The following is a 14,852-nucleotide window of genomic DNA, read 5'->3' as shown; positions in this document are numbered from 1 at the left end:
GCTAGGGGAATTCCGAAAATGTCTCGTCCGCATCTTCTCGACGCGCTCAAGGACCAGGTGCTGCTCTGCGACGGTGGCATGGGCAGCCGGGTTCAGGCTCTGACCCTGGACACGGACCGCGATTTCTGGGGCAAGGAGAACTGCACCGAGGTCCTGAACCTTTCCCGCCCCGATCTGGTCCGCGAAATCCATCGCGGCTACTACGAGGCCGGGTCGGACATGGTGCTGACCAACAGCTTCGGCGGGTCCCCCGTCACCCTGGCCGAATTCGAACTGGAAGACCGCGCCTTCGAGATCAACCGCCTGGCGGTGGAACTGGCGCGCGAAGCGGCGGAGAGCTTCTCGGATGGGCGGCATCGCTGGGTGATCGGCGATATCGGGCCGGGCACAAAGCTGCCGAGCCTAGGCAACATCGACTACGACACGCTGGAAGCTGCGCTGGTGTTGCAGTGCCAGGGCCTGATAGCCGGCGGCGCCGACGCCCTGTTGACCGAGACCAACCAGGACACGCTGTTCATCAAGGCGGCGGTCAATGCCGCCAAGATCGCGCGGGCGCAGGCAAAGTCCGACATCCCGATCTTCGTTCAGGTGACGGTGGAAACCACCGGCACGCTGCTCGTCGGTCCGGACATCGCCGCCGCCACGACGGTGGTCCATGGGCTGGATGTGCCGCTGATGGGGCTGAACTGCGCCACCGGACCGCAGGAGATGGCCGAGCATGTCCGCTGGCTGTCGCAGAACTGGCCCGGGCTGATTAGCGTGCAGCCCAATGCCGGACTGCCGGAACTGGTCGATGGGAAGACCCATTACCCGCTTGGTCCGAACGAGTTGGCGTCCTGGATGGAGCGCTTCATCCAGGAGGATGGGCTGAACCTGATCGGCGGCTGCTGCGGCACCTCCACTCCGCATATCCAGGCGCTGGACAGTCTGCTGCGCAAGTTGGGCGGCGCGCGGCACCGTCCGGCACCGGTGGCGCGGCGCCCCATCTGGGTGCCGTCCGTCGCCAGCCTCTACGGCGCAACCCCGCTGCGGCAGGAGAACAGCTACTTCTCGATCGGCGAGCGCTGCAACGCCAATGGATCCAAGGCCTGGCGTGAGCGCCAGGCGGCGCATGACTGGGACGGCTGTGTTGCCATCGGGCGCGAACAGGTGGGGGAGGGGTCGAACAGCCTCGATGTCTGCACGGCCTTTGTCGGCCGGGACGAGATGGCGGAGATGAACGAGGTGATCCGCCGCTTCACCAGCAGCGTGAACGCGCCCCTGGTGATCGACTCGACCGAGACACCAGTGATCGAGGCAGCGCTGAAGCTGCATGGCGGCAAGCCCATCATCAACTCGATCAACTTCGAGGACGGCGAGGGCGCAGCGCATGACCGGTTGAAGCTGGCACGGAAGTTTGGCGCCGCCGTCATCGCGCTGACCATCGACGAGGTCGGCATGGCGAAGACGGCGGAGGACAAGCTGCGCATTGCCGAGCGCCTGGTGGACTTCGCCTGCACCAAATACGGGCTGCCGCAATCCGACCTGCTGATCGACCCGCTGACCTTCACCATCGCCACCGGCAACGAGGACGACCGGAAGCTGGGTGTCTGGACCCTGGATGGCATCCGCATGATCCGGGAGAAGTTTCCGGACATCCAGATCATCCTTGGCCTGTCCAATATCTCCTTCGGCCTCAACCCGGCGGCGCGGCACGTCCTGAACAGCGTGTTCCTGGACCATGCGGTGAAGGCCGGCATGACCGGCGCCATCGTGCATGTGTCCAAGATCAAGCCGCTGCACCAGATTCCGGCGGAGGAGGTTGAGGTCGTTGAGGACCTGATCTTCGACCGTCGCCGGGAAGGCTACGATCCGCTGCAGAAGGTTCTGGAGATCTTTTCCGGCCGTAAGGCGGCCGACAACGTCAAGAAGGTTCGTGCCGAGACGGTCGAGGGGCGGCTCAAGGACCGCATCGTCGATGGCGACCGCAAGGGGCTGGGCGAGGAGCTGCAAGTCGCGTTGGACCAGGGCAACACGCCGCTTTCCATCATCAATGACGTGCTGCTGGACGGCATGAAGGTGGTGGGGGAGCTGTTTGGCGCTGGCAAGATGCAGCTGCCCTTCGTGCTGCAATCGGCGGAGACGATGAAGGCGGCCGTCGCCTATCTCGAACCCTTCATGGAGAAGGTGGAGGGCCAGGAGAAGGGCACGATCGTGCTCGGCACGGTGAAGGGCGACGTGCACGATATCGGCAAGAATCTCGTCGACATCATCCTGACCAACAATGGCTACAAGGTGGTGAACCTCGGCATCAAGGTGCCGCTTCTCGACATCGTCGCCGCCGCCAAGGAGCACAAGGCACATGCCATCGGCATGTCCGGGCTGCTGGTGAAGTCGACGGTGGTGATGCGTGAGAACCTGGAGGAGATGAGCCGCCAGGGCATCGACATCCCGGTGATGTTGGGGGGCGCCGCACTGACCCGGAACTATGTCGAGGATGACTGCGTGCGCGCCTATGCCTGCGGTCGCGTCGCCTATGCGCGCGATGCCTTCGACGGCCTGCACCTGATGGACAAGGTGATGGGCAATGGCTTCGAGGACTATCTGGCCGCGTTGCAGGCCAAGCGCGCCGGAAAGGCGAAGAACGAGAAGCGCACCCTCGGCCAGGCGGACCCGCGCGGCTTCGCGCCGGTGGACCTCGCCTATGCGCAGGAACGCCGCCGACGCGTCGCCGCCGAAGGCGCCGTGCCGACGCCGCCCTTCTGGGGCGCCCGCGTGGTGGAGGCGCCGCCGAAGGCGATCATCCCCTTCATCAACGAGCGCAGCCTCTATCAATTCCAGTGGGGATTCCGGAAGGCCGGGCGCTCGCTGGAGGAATTCCTCGGCTGGGCGAAGCAGGAACTTCGCCCGGTGCTGAAGCGAATGCTGGCGCTGACGGAGGAGCAGAAGATCCTCAGGCCGCAGGCGATCTACGGCTACTGGAAATGCGCCGGCCAGGGCAATGACCTGCTCCTTTTCGCCGAGGATGGCGAGACGGAGGTGGCCCGCTTCAACCTGCCGCGCCAGCCGAAGCCGGATGGCGAATGCATCGCCGATTTCGTGCGCGACGTGGCCGATGGGCCTGAGGGGAGGGACGTGATCGGCCTGCAGGTCGTGACCGTGGGGCAGAAGGCCTCGGACATCGCGCGCAATTGGTTCGAGGAGAACCGCTACCAGGACTACCTTTACCTGCACGGCCTGTCCGTGGAGATGGCGGAGGCGATGGCGGAGTATGTGCACAAGCGCATCCGCGCCGAACTTGGCTTCGCGCAGGAAGACGACCGCGACATGGACCGCATGTTGCAGCAGGGCTATCGCGGTGGGCGCTATTCCTTCGGCTACCCGGCCTGCCCGCGGCTAGAGGACCAGGAGGGCCTGCTTCGGCTGCTGCAGGCGGAGCGAATCGGGGTTTCCCTGTCGGACGAGTGGCAACTGCACCCGGAGCAGTCGACCAGCGCCATCGTCCTGCATCATCCGCGAGCGAAGTACTTCTCGGTCTGAAGGCCTGGTTCGCGTAGGTGCCGGGGCGGAGGCCCGGGCTGGCGGGGCCCGCGCCGCGGGGTTGCGGCGGGCCTGCCCTGCGGGGCATCAAGCGCCGAGCCATTGGAGGCCCCGTGTGCCCGATCCCTCGTCCCGCCCGCCGCCAGCGCGCCTGATGGGTCGCGCACAGGACCTTGCCGCCGTCAGCGTCGGCGTGGCGATGGTGGTGCTCGGCCTGAAGGTGGCAGCCTGGTGGGTGACGGGCAGCGTGGCGCTGTACGCCGATGCGCTGGAAAGTGTGGTGAACGTCGCTGCCGCCATCGCGGCGCTGCTCGCCATCCGCTTCGCGGCCCGGCCGCCGGATGCCGACCATCCTTATGGTCACGCCAAGGCGGAATACGTCTCCGCCGTGCTGGAGGGCGTGCTGATCTGCGTCGCTGCGCTGCTGATCCTGAGCGAAGCCTGGCAGACATGGCAGAGCCCGCGGCTGATCGAGCAACCCGGCCTCGGCGTTCTGGTCTCTGCCGTTGCCACTGCGTTGAACGGCAGCTGGTCCTGGGTGCTGTTCCGGCGCGGCCGCAGCCTGCGCTCCCCCGCCCTTCTGGCGGATGCGCGGCATCTGCTGTCGGATGTCGTCACCTCGGGCGGCGTGCTGGTGGGCGTCCTGCTGGTGGCCTTGACCGGCCTGCTCTGGATGGACCCGCTTCTGGCGGCGCTGACAGCTCTGAACATCCTGGTGTCCGGCTGGCGTCTGATCCGGGAATCCTTCGGTGGGCTGATGGACGAAGCCGCACCGGCGGAAGAACTCGGCGAAATTCGTGCGCTGGTCGCGGCTCATGCCGAAGGCGCGATCGAGGCGCACGACCTTCGAACCCGCCGGTCCGGGCCGACCACCTTCGTGGAGTTTCACCTGGTCGTGCCGGGCAGCATGACCGTGACCGCGGCGCATGACATCTGCGACCGCATCGAGATGGCCCTGAAGGCGCACCTGGATTCGGCTGTCATCACCATTCATGTCGAACCGGACGGCAAGGCAAAGCATCGCGGGGTGCTGGTGCTGTGAAGGCGCGGCGTCCGGCCGCCGGCGCCGCTGTGTCGGCCTGGGTGGCATTTTCAGTGTCCGTGCTGCTCCATGCCGGCGCGATGGCATGGGCGCTGCTGGACCTGCGGGCTTCGCTGCCGCCACCAGCGGAGCGTCAGGTGGCTCTGGTCTGGGCGGAACAGGTTCCCGGCGCCGGGGAAAGCCTGCCGGTTGAAGCCGGCATCGCCGGACCGCCCCCGGCCGAAGCGGCCCGACGGGAGCCCGCTGCACCCGCGCCAACACCCGCGCCCGCCACGCAGACGCCGCCAGACGAGGCGGAGCCGGACATTGCGCCGGAGGCGCCGACGGCCAACGCCGCGCCGGCCGGACTGCTGGACCGACCCTTGCCACCGCCCCCCCCAGCGGCGCCGCCGCCCCCGTTGCAGCGAGCCGCCACCACGCCGTCGGACCGACCGCCTGCCGTCAGGCGTTCCAACGCCGCGGCGGCCGCGGTGGACCAGGCCCGATCGCGTGAGCCTGCACCGGAAGGTGGCGCCGCCGGGCAGGTTGCGGCGCTGGCGGCTCCCGCATCCGGTGGCGAAGCCCGCGGGGCGGTTACGCCGCCACGACAACGGTCGGGCCGGCACAGCCCGCCGCCCGAATATCCCTACGCCAGTCGACTGCGGCAGGAGCAGGGGCGGGTGATCCTGCGGGTGGAGATCGACACGACCGGTCGGGTGGCAGGTGTCTCCGTCGCCACCTCCAGTGGCCATCCGAATCTGGACCGGGCTGCCTTGGAGGCCGTCCGGCGCTGGCGGTTCGAGCCCGCACTGGCCGATGGCGTTCCGGCCTTTGCGGCGACGCTGGTCGGTATCACGTTCCAGCTTGAAGGAGACCGACGATGGTAAGGTTGGATGTGATCATGACGCGTGGCGGCGATGGCGGGGAGACCTCGCTGGGGGATGGTTCGCGCGTGAGAAAGGACGCCCTGCGCGTCGCGGCCTATGGCGCGGTGGATGAGGCCAACGCCGTCATCGGCGTGCTGCGCCTGCGCCTGGCGGAGGCGCCGGCGGCCGACGCCATGTTGGTGCGTATTCAAAACGATCTGTTCGATCTGGGCGCGGATCTCTGCGTGCCTGGGACGGCCGAGGACCGGTTGCGGGTCAGCGATCGGCAATGCCTGCGGCTGGAGGCGGAACTGGCTGAGATGAACGCGCTGGTGCCGCCGCTGCGCAGCTTCGTACTGCCTGGCGGCAGCCCCGGCGCCAGCTTCGCGCATCTGGCGCGGACTGTCGTCCGTCGCGCAGAGCGCGACGTGGTGGCGCTGATGGGGGAGGAAGCGGTGAACCCGGCGGTGCTGCGCTACCTCAACCGGTTGTCGGACCACCTGTTCGTGCTGTCACGTCACCTGAACGACAATGGCGCTCGGGACGTCACCTGGATGCCCGGCGCCAGCCGATAGCGCGGAGACCGTAGCCCTCCGTCAGGTCAGCGGTCCGGAGGCATGCTTTGCGCAGCCAGGGCGGGCCAGAAGGCGGTCGTACCAGGCGCGCAGGGCCGGCATTTCGGCCCGCTGGATCGGCAGCACGAACCAGCGATGCACGTAGATCCCCAGCGCAATGTCCGCGAGCGTCAGATGGTCGCCGGTGATGAAGGGGCGCCCGGTCAGGTGGGCGTCCAGCATGGCCCACAGCGTCTCCGCCGCAGCGCGCGCCTTCTCGGCGGCGGGGTAGTCGCGGTCCGGTTCCGGAATTCGGACATGGGTGAAGAAGATGGTGGTCATCGGCGCGGTCAGGGTGCCCAGCTGCCAGTCCATCCAGCGGTCGCAATCGGCGGCCAGCTTCAGCTCGGTGGGGTAGATCGGGTGGCCGGGTGCCCTGCTGCGCGCGAGGTAGCGCAGGATCGCATTGCTCTCCCACAGGGTGAAGCCGTCCGGTTCCTCGATGGTGGGCACCAGGGCGTTCGGATTCTTGGCCAGGTAGTCGGGCTCCCGCGTCCGCCCGAAGGCACCGCCCGCGTCGATCCGTTCGAACGCAATCCCCAACTCTTCGCACAGCCACAGCACCTTCATCACGTTCGATGAATTGGCCCGGCCCCAGATCCGCAGCATGGCAAGCTCCTCCCGCTTCACCGCAACGGTAGGTCCCGGCGCGGCGCGGGTCCAGTTGCCGGCGGGCGCGATGTGGCCGAAGAAGATGTGCATGGCCGGTCCCCTCCTCGTCGCGGCCCTGTCCGCGGCTGCCCCCCTTCTCGCCATGGGCTTCGAACGCTGGCCAGGGCTTGCGCCCTGCGCGCTGTGCCTGTGGCAGCGATGGCCCTATTGGGTTGCGGCGGCGATCGCGCTGCTCGCCGCGGCCCTGCCGCCCGCGGCGCGACGCTGGGCGCTGCGCGCTGCGGCGCTGGCGGTTGCCGTTTCTGGCGCCATTGCGGTGCTGCATGTCGGGGTGGAGCAGGGGTGGTGGCCATCGCCCCTGCCGGCTTGCCAGGCGCCCGGCGTCGATCCCTCGATGAGCGTGGATGACCTCCTGCGAAGCCTGGCGCCGGCTCCCACCAAGCCGTGCGATGAGGCCGCATATCTGTTTGGGGGTATGCCCCTTTCCGTCGCGGCCATGAACCTGATCTACGCGGTGCTGCTCTCTGTCTGGACCCTGCGCCAGAGCGGGAGCGATCTCGGACGGAGGGTGTGATGACGAAACGCGAGACGGCTGAGGGGCGCCTGCCCGGCGATCCCACCCCGAGGGCCTATGTTGCCCGCACCATTCGGGTGGACCATGCCGGGGAATACGGGGCTCGGCGTATCTATGAAGGCCAGCTTGCGGTGCTTGGTCGGACAAAATACGGCCCAGTTCTGGCGCACATGAAGGCGCAGGAGCAAGTTCACCTGGATACCTTCACGGCCCTGATCTCCAAGCGCAGGGTCCGGCCTACCGCTCTTCTGCCCATCTGGCATGTCGCCGGTTTCGCGCTCGGAGCCGTCACCGCCCTGCTCGGCCATCGCGGCGCCATGGCCTGCACGGTCGCGGTCGAGGAGGCGATCGACGAGCACTACCGCACGCAACTGGACCATCTGGGGGAGGATGAAGCAACGCTAAGGGCCGATATCGAGCGCTTCCGCCAGGAAGAACTTGAGCACCGGGAAATCGGTCTGGAGAACGAAGCGGAACTGGCGCCAGCCTATCGACTGCTGAGCGCAGCCATCAAGGCCGGTTGCAAGGTCGCAATCAAGGCCAGCGAACGCGTCTGACAGCCGGCGCATGAAGGTTTCACTTTCGTGCCCCTCAAACGCTGGGCGCAAGAGGGCGCCGTGGCGCCCGATCAGCTCTCCAGCTCGCTGTCCCAATACAAATAGTCGCGCCAGCTCTCATGCAGGTAGTTTGGCGGGAAGGAGCGCCCGTTTTCCTGTAATTCCCAACTCGTGGGCTGTCGCGGCACCTGGCGTGGAAACATCCGGCATTCGCGTGGCAGCTTGTTGCCCTTGCGCAGGTTGCAGGGGCCACAGGCGGTGATGACATTGTCCCACGTCGTGCGCCCGCCGCGACTCCTCGGAATGACGTGGTCGAAGGTCAGTTCGTGGGTCGGCCGACCCTCGCCGCAATATTTGCACTCGAAGCTGTCGCGCAGAAACACGTTGAAGCGGGTGAAGGCCGGGCGGCGGGCGGAGGGAATGTAGTCCTTCAGCGCGATGACACTCGGCAGTCTCATGGTCACACGCGGAGAGTGCACGAGCGTCTCATATTCGGACAGCACCGATACCCGGTCGAGAAACACCGCCTTCACCGCGTCCTGCCAGGACCAGACGGAGAGCGGAAAATAAGACAACGGGCGGAAGTCCGCGTTCAGGACGAGCGCGGGGAAAGCCTGCCCAATCTGGAAGTGTCCGCCATCAGGCAAGCGCCACTCCTATGAATGGCGGCGCACCCAGAACTGGGGCCACGAACGGAAGGCAAGCCCCATATACTGTGGCAACGCCGCGTTGACCGGTTCTTCATGCCAGTGCCGCCCCCGCGGCGCAACCAGCGGTTCGGGACGTTTCACGCAGCGGTCATCAGCGCGGGCCGAGGGCGCGCTGCAGCGCCAGAGCGCCAAGGCTGATGCCGACCTCGTCGATGCCATGTGCCAGCATGGGGCGGTAGACCGCCTCCACCGCATGGCCGGAGGCGCGCAGGGTCTGCTCCGCCTGCCTTCCAGCCTCTACCGGCACCACCAAATCGGCCTCGCCATGCACCAGCAGGATCGGGGGTGGATTGGCGAGGTCCGGCAGAGGTGGTGCGAGCAGCGCGCCGGAGAAGGCGAGAAGGGCGGCGCAGCCGCGCCGGTCGCCCAGGCCGAGTGCCAGGGCGGTCATCGCCCCCTGGCTGAAACCCATCACTGCCAGCCGACCTCGGTCCAGGCCGAACTCCTGGAGCAGCGCATCGATTCGCGGCGAAAGCCAGGTTGTCGCGGCGTGGACGCCAGCCTGCATGCGTGCTGGTGTCCGATCCGTCAGGCTGAACCACTGCCGGCCATAGGATGCAAGGTCGCAGGGTTCCGGCGCATGCGGTGCGATGAACAGGGCGCCGGGCACCGCGCGTCCCCAGCCTGGCGCCAGGTCAATCAGGTCGAAGCCATCGGCGCCCACCCCGTGCAACAACAGGACCAGCGCATCGCAGCGCTTCCCTTCGGCGGGTCCCCACCGTGGGCCATCCAGCGAATCGGTCATGCTTGCCCCGGCTCCCCCGCTTCGGCTACGGGCGCGCAGGATGACCGCGCCAAGGCCCCTCGTCACCCGCTTCGCGCCCAGCCCGACGGGTTTCCTGCATCTGGGCCATGCCCATTCGGCTCTGGCCGGCTGGCGCCGCGCGAGGGCGGCAGGCGGGCGCTTTCTGCTACGCATCGAGGATATCGACGCCACGCGCTGCCGGCCGGAGTTCGTCTCGGCAATCGAGGAAGATTTGGCCTGGCTGGGGTTGGACTGGGATGGGCCGGTGCGGGTGCAATCCCGCCACATGGCGGATTACCGAGTGAGCCTCGACCACCTGGCTGCACAGGGCCTGCTGTATCCCTGCTTCTGTTCCCGTAGCGACATCGCCCGCGGCATCGCCGCCAGCGCCGCTGCACCGCATGGGCCGGATGGTCCACTCTACCCTGGTACCTGTCGCCACTTGGGCAAGCCGGAGCGTGCGGCACGCATGGCGCGTGAGCCGTTCGCGTTGCGCCTGGATATGGCGCGGGCGCTGGCTACGCTGCCGGCGCCGCTGGATTTCGAGGAGGCAGGGCAGGGCATAATCCGCTGTGATCCGGCACGCTTCGGCGATGCGGTGCTGGCGCGAAAGGAGGTGCCGGCCAGCTACCATCTCTGCGTCACGCATGACGATGCGCGGGATGGGGTGACGCTGGTAACGCGCGGCGCGGACCTGCTCCCGGCGACGGACCTGCATCGCCTTCTACAGCAGTTGCTCGGCTGGCCGGCGCCGGTCTATGCGCACCATGCGCTTCTCGCGGATTCCTTGGGGCGGCGTCTGGCGAAGCGCGATGGCGCGCCGGCGCTGCGGTCGCTCCGGACCCAGGGCATCAGCCCGTCGGCGGTGCGCGCCATGGCCGGCTGGCCTGACTGATCCTCAGTGGCTGCCGCCGAGATAGGCGTCGCGGATTTCTGGCCGCGCCAGAAGCTCCGCCCCGCTGCCGCTCATGGTGATTCGGCCGGTGACCAGGACGTAGCCCCGATGCGCGAGGCGCAGCGCCTGGTTGGCGTTCTGCTCCACCAGCAGCACCGTCAGGCCTTCGCTTTCGTTCAGCGCCCGGATCGCAGCAAAGATTTGGCGCGAGATCAGCGGCGCCAGCCCCAGGGAGGGCTCGTCCAGCAGCAGCAGGCGCGGGCGGGACATCAGGGCGCGGCCTATGGCGAGCATCTGCTGCTCGCCACCCGAAAGCGTCCCGCCCCGCTGGGCCTGGCGTTCCTTCAGGCGGGGAAACAGGTCGTAGACGCGTGGCAATTGCGTGGCCGGGTCCTGGCCAGCGGCCTGCGCGCCCATCACCAGGTTCTCCAGCACCGACATTCGCGGGAAGATGCGGCGGCCTTCCGGGGACTGCGCCACGCCCCCGCGCATGATCTCGTGCGTCGGGCGCGCCGTGATGTCCTCCCCATCCAGCAACACGCGGCCGGCGCGAGCGCGTGGTTCCCCGCAGATGCTCATCAGCAGGGTGGACTTGCCGGCGCCGTTGGCGCCGATCAGTGTAACGATCTCCCCCTTGTCAACATGCAGCGAAACGCCCTTCAGCGCCTGCACGGCGCCGTAGCCAGTGGCCAGGTTGTCCACCTCCAGCATCGTCTGCGCCATCAGGCCTCCTCATCCTCGCCGAGATAGGCCGCGATGACGTGCCGGTCGTTGCGCACCAGGTCGGGTGGTCCCTCGGCGATCTTCCTGCCATGGTCGAGCACCACGACATGGTCCGAGATGCGCATGACGATGCCCATGTCGTGCTCGATCAGCAGGACCGAGGTGGGTGCGCTGGAAGTGGCGGTGCCGTCGCGAATCGTCGTCAGCAACCGGGCCAGTTCCTCCGATTCACGAGGATTCAGGCCGGCTGCGGGCTCATCGAGACAAAGCAGGGCGGGGCCGGTGCACATGGCTCGGGCAATCTCCAGCCGCCGCTGCGCGCCGTAGGGCAGTTCGCCGGCAGCATCGTCCGCGCGGTCCAACAGGTTGATGGCGCGGAGCCAGGAGGCTGCACGCTCGATCGCCTCGGCTTCCGCAGCCTTGTAGCGGGACAGGCCCAGCATGGCGCCAATGCCGAAGCCGGTGGCGCGCTGCAGCGGCAGGTGCTGGGCGACCAGCAGGTTCTCCAGTGCCGTCATGCCGGCGAAGAGCCGGATGTTCTGGAAGGTGCGGGCGACACCGGCGCGGGCGATGCGGTGGTCCTTCAGCCGTTCCAGGGCCGCCAGGCTGCCATCCACACGGCGCAATGCGATGCGACCGGAGGTAGGGCGGTAGAAGCCGGTGATGCAGTTGAAGACCGTGGTCTTGCCGGCGCCGTTTGGCCCGATCAGCGCGGTGATGCTGCCACGCTGCACCGCGAAGCTCACGGTATCCACCGCCAGCAAGCCACCAAAACGCATGCTGATCCCATCCACGTCCAGGATGGCGCCACTGCCTGAGGGGATGGCCGCCTCGCTCATCCGCGCCCCTCGCCCACCAGGCTGGCATCGATGCGCTTGCGCCCACCAAGCACCACGCTGGGTGCCCGGGAGCCGACAAGGCCGCGCGGCCGCAGCACCATGATCGCTACCATCGCGCCGCCGAAGACAAGCATCCGATACTCATCCAGATCGCGGAACAGTTCGAACCCGCCGATCATCACGATGGCGGCGACGGCGATGCCGACCTGGCTACCAAGCCCGCCCAGCACCACAATCGCCAGGATGATGGCGCTCTCGATGAAGGTGAAGCTCTCCGGGCTGATGAATGCCTGGCGCGTGGCGAAGAAGGCCCCTGCAAAGCCGGCGAACATCGCGCCCAACGCGAAGGCGGTCAGCTTGGTGTTGGTGATGTCGATGCCCAACGCGCGGCAGGCGACCTCATCTTCCCGCAGCGCTTCCCACGCACGGCCGATCGGCTGGCGCCGGATCCGCACGGCAACCCAGTTGGTCAGCAGGGCGAGCCCAAGGATCAGATAGTAGAGGAAGATGACACGGTGCGACGGGCTCGGCTCGATGCCGAAGAAATGCGCGAAACTGCCGGGTCCGCCCCCCATGCTGAAGGGCAGGCCAAAGAAGGTCGGGCGCGGGATGCCGGAGATGCCATTAGGCCCGCCCGTCAATTCGACCCAGTTCAGCAGCACGATCCGAATGATCTCGCCGAAGGCCAGGGTAACGATGGCCAGATAGTCGCCCCGCAGGCGCAGCACGGGAAAGCCCAGCAGAACGCCCCAGAAGGCGGCGAGAATGCCGGCCAGAGGCAGGCAGATCCAGAATGACAGGCCAAAGAACTGTGCGAGAAGCGCATAGGAATAGGCACCGACCGCGTAGAAGGCGACGTATCCGAGGTCCAGCAGGCCTGCCAGGCCGACCACGATGTTCAATCCCCAGCCCAGCATGATGTAGGTCAGCACCAGGATGCCCAGATCCAGTTCGTATCGGCCGATCCCGGGGACGAAGGGCAGGATCAGCGCGACCGCAAGCAGCGCCGGGCCGAACATCAACCCCGCCTGCGACAGCAGGGCGGCGCTGCGCTGCGTGTTGCCCTCCGACAACCGCGGCCGCACCCAGAGCGCCGTGGCAAGGCGCAGGCCGAACACCAGCGCGCAGAGCATCCCGACCTCGGCCCATCGGGTTCGCAGGAACAACTCCCCTGCCGGCGCCACGTCGGTACGCAGGCCAACCATCAGGATAAACAGGCCGAAAGCAACCAGCGCAGCTTTGCCTGCATCCACAAGGGCGGAGCGGACGCGGGCGGCGAGCCCGGAGGGGGTCATACCTTCTCGACCTCCTGCCGGCCGAGCAGGCCCGTCGGCAGGAAAACCAATGCCAGGACCAGGATGCCGAAGGCGGCCACGTCCTTGTACTGGACCGAGAAATAGGCGGACCAGAAGGTTTCGATCAGGCCGATCAGCAACCCGCCCAGTACGGCACCGGGAAGGCTGCCGATGCCCCCCAGCACCGCCGCGGTGAACGCCTTGACCCCGACGATGAAGCCCATGAAGAAATCGGCGATGCCGTAGCGCAGCAGGTAGAGGGTTCCGGCGACGGAGGCCAACGCCGCACCGATGACAAAGGCCAGGCTGATGGTCCGATCCGTATTGATCCCCAGCAGCGCCGCCATCTTGCGGTCTTGCTCACAGGCCCGCATCGCGCGTCCAAGCGCCGTCTGCGTGACCAGCCAGGTAAAGATCGCCAGCACCGCCAGCGTCGAGACGATGATCAGGATCTGCATGTAGGACAACTGTACGACGAAGTTGCCCTCCCGCATCAGTTCGACTCCTCCGGTGATCTGCGGCTCCAAAGGCTTGACCCGGGCGCCCTGGCTGACCTGCACGAAGTTCTGCAGCACGATGGACATGCCGATGGCCGAGATCAGCGGCGCCAGCCTGAAACTGCCGCGCAGCGGGCGATACGCCACGCGCTCGACCGTCCAGCCATACAGGGCGGTGAAGGCCATGGAGATCACCAGGACCAGGAGGATGGCCGCCGGACCCTCCATCATCCCACCTGAAATCAGCATCAGGATGGCGATCAGCGAGATGAAGGCGCCGACCATGAATATGTCGCCATGGGCAAAGTTGATCATGCCGATGATGCCATAGACCATGGTGTAGCCTACGGCGATGAGGCCGTAGATCATCCCCAGGCTGATCCCGTTGATCAGTTGCTGCAGCGCATAGGCCAAGATTCGGTCCTTCTGGAACGGCACAGATGGCGGGACCGTCACGCAAGCCGGGAAGCCGCGCAAGGGGTTTTGGTGCATTTGGGGTGGCTGAGGCTCTTGCCCTCCCCCAGCGCCTCCGCTCAAGCTCGCCCTTGCTGGTACGGAATGGACTGAGCGCTCTTGCAGATCGGGATCGTCGGTGCCGGATTGTGCGGGTTGGCGGCGGCGGCCTTCCTCGCCAGGAAGGGCCATGGTGTGACGGTCCTGGAACGCGCTGTCATGCCGCGGCCAGTCGGCGCCGGGCTGCTTCTGCAACCGCCGGGCATGGCTATACTGCAGCGTCTTGGTGTGCGCGATGCCTTGGTCGCAGGCGGTGCGCGGATCACGCGGCTTGATAGTCGTACCAGCGACGGCCGGGTCCTGTTGGACCTGCGTTACGCGGATCTGGCGCCAGGGTTGCACGGACTTGGGCTGGGGCGGCCGGCGATCTGGTCCGCCCTCCATGGGGCAGCATCGGCCGCCGGGGCGCGCATTCTGTCGGCCTGTGAAGTCAGGCATGTAACGGCCTTGTCCGACGCGGCGTTAGCCCAAATGGCAAACGGGACGCAGCAGGAGTTCGACCTTCTGGTTGTCGCGGCAGGGGCTCATGCTCGGTTCTGGCAAGCGCGCCCTGGGCATCTGGCGCGTCTCTATCCTTGGGGTTGCCTCTGGGCAACGATCAGCCTGCCTCCGGATTGGCCCAGAGACGTTCTGCAGCAGCGCTGTGTCGGGACCCAGGTGATGGTGGGCATATTGCCGACCGGGCCGGTCGGAGTGCAGGCGAAGGCAGCACTATACTGGAGCGTCCGGAACGATCAGGTGCCGGCATTGCGCCAGAGGCCGATCGACCTCTGGCCTGCTGCCGGTTTGGTGGACACCTGGATAAGGTTTTCACCCAATCGGAGGCCCTTGCATGGGACGAAGGACATTCAGCCGCGAGTTCAAGCTCGAGG

General features: G+C 67.1%; 15 protein-coding genes. 8 read left to right on the top strand and 7 right to left on the bottom strand.

The features are described 5' to 3' along the window. The first annotated feature begins 18 nt into the window (after nucleotides 1-18). The 4 genes from metH to HEQ75_RS13545 all read left to right on the top strand — a co-directional run bounded on the left by metH (nucleotide 19) and on the right by HEQ75_RS13545 (nucleotide 5,981). A complete protein-coding gene (gene metH / locus HEQ75_RS13560) occupies nucleotides 19-3,519 on the top strand; it encodes a methionine synthase (RefSeq protein WP_168031384.1) in 3,501 nt (1,166 codons plus the stop codon). A gap of 154 nt (nucleotides 3,520-3,673) precedes the next feature. Beyond that, entirely contained in the window at nucleotides 3,674-4,561 is an 888-nt protein-coding gene (locus HEQ75_RS13555; RefSeq protein WP_168031382.1) for a cation diffusion facilitator family transporter, read from the top strand. 53 nt (nucleotides 4,562-4,614) lie between these two features. Further along, complete coding sequence (locus HEQ75_RS13550; protein ID WP_168031380.1) at nucleotides 4,615-5,427, top strand: energy transducer TonB; 813 nt, start codon at nucleotides 4,615-4,617, stop codon at nucleotides 5,425-5,427. Further along, complete coding sequence (locus HEQ75_RS13545; RefSeq protein WP_168031378.1) at nucleotides 5,421-5,981, top strand: cob(I)yrinic acid a,c-diamide adenosyltransferase; 561 nt, start codon at nucleotides 5,421-5,423, stop codon at nucleotides 5,979-5,981. The genes HEQ75_RS13550 and HEQ75_RS13545 overlap by 7 nt, the downstream gene beginning before the upstream one ends. Before the next feature lie 21 nt (nucleotides 5,982-6,002). On the opposite strand, the gene HEQ75_RS13540 is transcribed toward HEQ75_RS13545, so the two are convergent. Then, entirely contained in the window at nucleotides 6,003-6,722 is a 720-nt protein-coding gene (locus HEQ75_RS13540) for a glutathione S-transferase family protein (protein ID WP_235961595.1), read from the bottom strand. On the opposite strand from HEQ75_RS13540, the gene HEQ75_RS13535 reads away from it, so the two are divergent. Then, complete coding sequence (locus HEQ75_RS13535) at nucleotides 6,721-7,206, top strand: disulfide bond formation protein B (RefSeq protein ID WP_168031376.1); 486 nt, start codon at nucleotides 6,721-6,723, stop codon at nucleotides 7,204-7,206. The two genes, HEQ75_RS13540 and HEQ75_RS13535, sit on opposite strands and share 2 nt — an antisense overlap. Next, a complete protein-coding gene (locus HEQ75_RS13530) occupies nucleotides 7,206-7,763 on the top strand; it encodes a demethoxyubiquinone hydroxylase family protein (RefSeq protein WP_168031374.1) in 558 nt (185 codons plus the stop codon). The genes HEQ75_RS13535 and HEQ75_RS13530 overlap by 1 nt, the downstream gene beginning before the upstream one ends. A 71-nt stretch (nucleotides 7,764-7,834) precedes the next feature. Here HEQ75_RS13530 and HEQ75_RS13525 read toward each other — a convergent pair whose 3' ends face one another. Together HEQ75_RS13525 and HEQ75_RS13520 are read right to left on the bottom strand one after the other, a co-directional pair. Beyond that, nucleotides 7,835-8,410 carry an HNH endonuclease gene (locus tag HEQ75_RS13525; protein WP_209318533.1) on the bottom strand — a complete coding sequence of 192 codons (576 nt, stop codon included), beginning with the start codon at nucleotides 8,408-8,410 and terminating at the stop codon, nucleotides 7,835-7,837. 154 nt (nucleotides 8,411-8,564) lie between these two features. Next, a complete protein-coding gene (locus HEQ75_RS13520) occupies nucleotides 8,565-9,218 on the bottom strand; it encodes an alpha/beta hydrolase (RefSeq protein ID WP_168031372.1) in 654 nt (217 codons plus the stop codon). A 40-nt stretch (nucleotides 9,219-9,258) separates the two neighbouring features. On the opposite strand from HEQ75_RS13520, the gene gluQRS reads away from it, so the two are divergent. Then, entirely contained in the window at nucleotides 9,259-10,113 is an 855-nt protein-coding gene (gene gluQRS, locus HEQ75_RS13515) for a tRNA glutamyl-Q(34) synthetase GluQRS (protein WP_168031532.1), read from the top strand. A gap of 3 nt (nucleotides 10,114-10,116) precedes the next feature. Here gluQRS and HEQ75_RS13510 read toward each other — a convergent pair whose 3' ends face one another. From HEQ75_RS13510 to HEQ75_RS13495, 4 genes are read right to left on the bottom strand one after another with little or no spacing between them, the layout of a single operon-like run. Continuing rightward, nucleotides 10,117-10,836 carry an ABC transporter ATP-binding protein gene (locus HEQ75_RS13510; protein ID WP_168031370.1) on the bottom strand — a complete coding sequence of 240 codons (720 nt, stop codon included), beginning with the start codon at nucleotides 10,834-10,836 and terminating at the stop codon, nucleotides 10,117-10,119. Further along, nucleotides 10,836-11,615 (bottom strand): ABC transporter ATP-binding protein, encoded by a 780-nt coding sequence (locus HEQ75_RS13505; protein ID WP_328733895.1) that lies wholly within the window; start codon nucleotides 11,613-11,615, stop codon nucleotides 10,836-10,838. The genes HEQ75_RS13510 and HEQ75_RS13505 overlap by 1 nt, the downstream gene beginning before the upstream one ends. A 56-nt stretch (nucleotides 11,616-11,671) precedes the next feature. Continuing rightward, complete coding sequence (livM, locus tag HEQ75_RS13500; RefSeq protein WP_168031366.1) at nucleotides 11,672-12,970, bottom strand: high-affinity branched-chain amino acid ABC transporter permease LivM; 1,299 nt, start codon at nucleotides 12,968-12,970, stop codon at nucleotides 11,672-11,674. Continuing rightward, nucleotides 12,967-13,881 (bottom strand): branched-chain amino acid ABC transporter permease, encoded by a 915-nt coding sequence (locus HEQ75_RS13495; protein ID WP_168031364.1) that lies wholly within the window; start codon nucleotides 13,879-13,881, stop codon nucleotides 12,967-12,969. Before HEQ75_RS13495 ends, livM begins: the two co-directional genes overlap by 4 nt. Before the next feature lie 159 nt (nucleotides 13,882-14,040). On the opposite strand from HEQ75_RS13495, the gene HEQ75_RS13490 reads away from it, so the two are divergent. After that, nucleotides 14,041-14,852 (top strand): FAD-dependent oxidoreductase (locus HEQ75_RS13490; protein WP_168031362.1); only part of this gene is annotated, 812 nt, incomplete at its 3' end.

The organism is Falsiroseomonas selenitidurans (genome assembly GCF_012103215.1).
Taxonomy (GTDB): domain Bacteria; phylum Pseudomonadota; class Alphaproteobacteria; order Acetobacterales; family Acetobacteraceae; genus Falsiroseomonas; species Falsiroseomonas selenitidurans.
Note: the sequence above shows the minus strand (reverse complement) of the source record. Positions and strands in the feature narration are given on the sequence as shown.

What these genes read in the sequence shown, in the direction of transcription:
- HEQ75_RS13545 (WP_168031378.1), top strand. Translation starts at nt 5,421, where the DNA reads ATGGTAAGGTTGGATGTGATCATGACGCGTGGCGGCGATGGCGGGGAG.
- HEQ75_RS13555 (WP_168031382.1), top strand. Translation starts at nt 3,674, where the DNA reads ATGGGTCGCGCACAGGACCTTGCCGCCGTCAGCGTCGGCGTGGCGATG.
- HEQ75_RS13535 (WP_168031376.1), top strand. Translation starts at nt 6,721, where the DNA reads ATGGCCGGTCCCCTCCTCGTCGCGGCCCTGTCCGCGGCTGCCCCCCTT.
- metH (WP_168031384.1), top strand. Translation starts at nt 19, where the DNA reads ATGTCTCGTCCGCATCTTCTCGACGCGCTCAAGGACCAGGTGCTGCTC.
- livM (WP_168031366.1), bottom strand. Translation starts at nt 12,970, where the DNA reads ATGACCCCCTCCGGGCTCGCCGCCCGCGTCCGCTCCGCCCTTGTGGAT.
- HEQ75_RS13530 (WP_168031374.1), top strand. Translation starts at nt 7,206, where the DNA reads ATGACGAAACGCGAGACGGCTGAGGGGCGCCTGCCCGGCGATCCCACC.
- HEQ75_RS13540 (WP_235961595.1), bottom strand. Translation starts at nt 6,722, where the DNA reads ATGCACATCTTCTTCGGCCACATCGCGCCCGCCGGCAACTGGACCCGC.
- HEQ75_RS13520 (WP_168031372.1), bottom strand. Translation starts at nt 9,218, where the DNA reads ATGACCGATTCGCTGGATGGCCCACGGTGGGGACCCGCCGAAGGGAAG.
- gluQRS (WP_168031532.1), top strand. Translation starts at nt 9,259, where the DNA reads ATGACCGCGCCAAGGCCCCTCGTCACCCGCTTCGCGCCCAGCCCGACG.
- HEQ75_RS13505 (WP_328733895.1), bottom strand. Translation starts at nt 11,615, where the DNA reads ATGCGTTTTGGTGGCTTGCTGGCGGTGGATACCGTGAGCTTCGCGGTG.
- HEQ75_RS13510 (WP_168031370.1), bottom strand. Translation starts at nt 10,836, where the DNA reads ATGGCGCAGACGATGCTGGAGGTGGACAACCTGGCCACTGGCTACGGC.